The sequence below is a fragment of the Stenotrophomonas pictorum JCM 9942 genome (assembly GCF_001310775.1).
GTDB classification, from domain to species: domain Bacteria; phylum Pseudomonadota; class Gammaproteobacteria; order Xanthomonadales; family Xanthomonadaceae; genus Stenotrophomonas; species Stenotrophomonas pictorum.
Genome location: NZ_BAZI01000365.1, coordinates 1 through 2,615 on the forward strand (window position 1 = coordinate 1; position 2,615 = coordinate 2,615).

Annotated in this window: 6 protein-coding genes; 1 reads left to right on the forward strand and 5 read right to left on the reverse strand. The window is 67.0% G+C overall.

The genetic code is table 11. From position 1 onward, the window contains the following. The 5 genes from JCM9942_RS13730 to JCM9942_RS13750 all read right to left on the reverse strand — a co-directional run. A partial coding sequence (locus JCM9942_RS13730; RefSeq protein ID WP_157722934.1) for a DUF3887 domain-containing protein occupies positions 1 to 432 on the reverse strand: 432 nt, incomplete at its 3' end. Continuing rightward, positions 432 to 614 (reverse strand): DUF4177 domain-containing protein, encoded by a 183-nt coding sequence (locus tag JCM9942_RS13735; protein ID WP_054660372.1) that lies wholly within the window; start codon positions 612 to 614, stop codon positions 432 to 434. The genes JCM9942_RS13730 and JCM9942_RS13735, both read right to left, overlap by 1 nt. Further along, positions 611 to 796, reverse strand: a complete 186-nt coding sequence (locus tag JCM9942_RS13740; RefSeq protein WP_054660374.1) for a type II toxin-antitoxin system antitoxin — start codon at positions 794 to 796, stop codon at positions 611 to 613. Before JCM9942_RS13740 ends, JCM9942_RS13735 begins: the two co-directional genes overlap by 4 nt. Beyond that, entirely contained in the window at positions 793 to 1,077 is a 285-nt protein-coding gene (locus JCM9942_RS13745; RefSeq protein ID WP_083468556.1) for a hypothetical protein, read from the reverse strand. Before JCM9942_RS13745 ends, JCM9942_RS13740 begins: the two co-directional genes overlap by 4 nt. A 22-nt stretch (positions 1,078 to 1,099) precedes the next feature. Beyond that, positions 1,100 to 1,981: an SPFH domain-containing protein gene (locus JCM9942_RS13750; RefSeq protein WP_054660378.1), complete on the reverse strand. Its 882-nt coding sequence runs from the start codon at positions 1,979 to 1,981 to the stop codon at positions 1,100 to 1,102. 270 nt (positions 1,982 to 2,251) lie between these two features. Here JCM9942_RS13750 and JCM9942_RS13755 point away from each other — a divergent pair. After that, positions 2,252 to 2,615 (forward strand): NAD(P)-dependent oxidoreductase (locus tag JCM9942_RS13755; protein ID WP_157722935.1); only part of this gene is annotated, 364 nt, incomplete at its 3' end.

Sequence of the window (2,615 nt, forward strand, 5' to 3'; positions counted from 1 at the left end):
CGGCACGCTGAAAGCCTGTTCGCTGAAACCGGCATCGGCGGCCGGGGCGGCGGCGGGTGGCGGCGCCGCCGGTTGAACCAGAAAGCCGGTGATCCGGTCGTCTTCGTCGAATGCGATCCTGGCCTGCAGCTGGCCGTTGGCGTAGTCCAGCGGGACGATGACGATGCGATAGCCGCCTTCCTCGCTGGTGCGGGCCTCGCCCCGCTTGCCGGCGGCCCCCAGCTGCGCGGTCAGCGATTCCCACACCGCCTTGAGCCTGTCGGCCGGAACCGCGGCCTTCATCTGCGGCGAGAACATCGCCTCGGCGGTGCTGTACCGGCCGGCATCGAGCTGGTCGAGCAGGCGCGTGGCCAACGCGGCCGGGTCCGCGGCAAAGGCGGTGCTGGAGAAGGCGAGCAGCGTTCCCGCAATCCACGCGTTGAGCCTGGTCATCACTGCTCCTTCTTGAACACCAGCGTGGGCGAGGAAGTGGTGGGCAGGGCATGGACCACGTTCACCAGCTCCCACCCCTGGCGCCCATGCTTGTCCAGCTGCTCCTGCAGGCTCTCGGGCTTGAACGTGCCCCACATGCTGGTTTCGGCTTTGACGACCAGATACTTCCACTGCTTGCTCATGACTCCTCCTTATTCGAATCATCCGGTGCGGGGCGGGGCAGGCGCCCGGCCTTACGCAGGGCGTCGCGGATCACGTACTCGATCTGCGCGTTGAGACTGCGCAGCTCGTCGTCGGCCCACCGCTGGGCAGCCGCCAGGACTTCGGCGTTGATGCGCAGCGGATAGGCCTTCTTCTCGCTCACGGGCGTGGCGCTCCATCGCCGCCGCGGCGCAGGTGCATCACCAGCGAGATGCCCAGCGCATTGACCGCGATCACCAGCGCGACGATCACTCCGTAGGCGATGGTCTGCTGGTCGCCGGCCAGGTGGAGACCAATGCCGCCGACAAACAGGCACAGCGCGATCAGCGCCCAGCGCAGGCCGATGCCGCGGGCGTGGGCGGTGCCGGGGCGTCCGCTCCACACCGCGAAGCACAGCGCCGGAATGCCGGTGGCGGCGATGATCAGGGGGGCGAAGACATTCACTGCGGTCACCTCAGGATGTTGTTCAGTACAGCGAGCCGGCGTTGACGATCGGCTGGGTGCCACGATCCGAGCACAGCACGGTGAGCAGGTTGCCGACCATCTGCGCCTTGCGTTCCTCGTCCAGCTGCACCACGGCATTTTTCTGCAGCTCCAGCAGGGCCATTTCGACCATGCCCACCGCGCCGGCCACGATCTGCGTGCGGGCGGCGATCACCGCGCTGGCCTGCTGCCGCTGCAGCATCGCCTGGGCGATTTCCGGGGCGTAGGCCAGGTGGCTGATGCGGGCGTCCAGCACCTGCACGCCGGCATCGGCCAGACGCTCGGCCAGCTCGTTTTTCAGGTGCTGGGAGATCTCGGCGGCATGGCTGCGCAGCGCGAGCTGGCCAGCGGTGTGCTGGTCGTACGGATAGCTGGTGGCCATCGCGCGCAGCGCCGATTCGGACTGGATATGCACGAAACTTTCGTAGTCGTCGACGTTGTAGACCGCCTCGGAGGCGTCCACGACCTGCCAGACGATGACCGCGGCGATCTCGATCGGCGAGCCGTCCAGCTCGTTGACCTTGAGCTTGCCGCTCTCGAAATTGCGCACGCGCTGGCTGACCTTGCGCTTGGTGAAGAACGGGTTGTTCCAGCGCAGGCCGTTGTCCTTGACCGTGCCAACGTACTTGCCGAACAGGCTCAGCACCGCGGCCTGGTTCGGCTGCACCATGTACAGGCCGCAGCTCAGGAAGAGGCCCAGGCTCACCAGCACGATGCCGGCCAGTACCAGCAGGCCACCGCCGCCCACGCCGGATTTGGTCAGCACCACGGCGAAAATGATGGCGGCCGTGCCCGCCAGCATCAGCGCGAGTGTGCCGAGCAGGGTGGGAATGCCGGACAGGGAACCGATCGACTTCTCTTTCATGGCACATCTTCCGTGGTAGTTTGATAGAAAGATATCAAATTGATATCAACATGCAAGTGGGTGCCGGTAGCGGGCGGGCGTAGTGCTGCTCCAGCGGGACCCGGTGGCGCGCGGGCCTGGGTTTGGGCCAACGGCCGCGGTTTCTGTTGCCACTGCTGATGAGCTGTCGGACGCCTCGGGCAGCGGCGCGGGGAACGGCTCGCCGGGGGCGGTTTCCGCCCGGATTGCCTAGAATGTGCACCCTCTTTCGCGCTTTCCCGGAACCGTCTGATGATCACCCTTGGTACCCCGCTGTCTTCGTCCGCCACCCGCGTCCTGCTGCTCGGTTCCGGCGAACTGGGCAAGGAAGTGGCCATCGAGCTGCAGCGCTTCGGGGTGGAGGTCATCGCCGCCGACCGCTACGCCAACGCGCCGGCGATGCAGGTGGCGCACCGCAGCCATGTCATCGACATGCTCGACCCGGTCGCGCTGAAGGCGCTGATCGCCCAGGAGCAGCCGCATCTGGTGGTGCCGGAGATCGAGGCCATCCATACCGAAACCCTGGTGCAGCTGGAAGCCGCGCAGGGCCTGCGGGTGATCCCGACCGCGCGGGCCGCGCGCCTGACCATGGACCGCGAAGGCATCCGCCGGCTGG

Bases quoted from the DNA above. Each gene is read 5' to 3' on its own strand.
- JCM9942_RS13735 (WP_054660372.1), bottom strand. From the start codon at position 614: ATGAGCAAGCAGTGGAAGTATCTGGTCGTCAAAGCCGAAACCAGCATG.
- JCM9942_RS13750 (WP_054660378.1), bottom strand. From the start codon at position 1,981: ATGAAAGAGAAGTCGATCGGTTCCCTGTCCGGCATTCCCACCCTGCTC.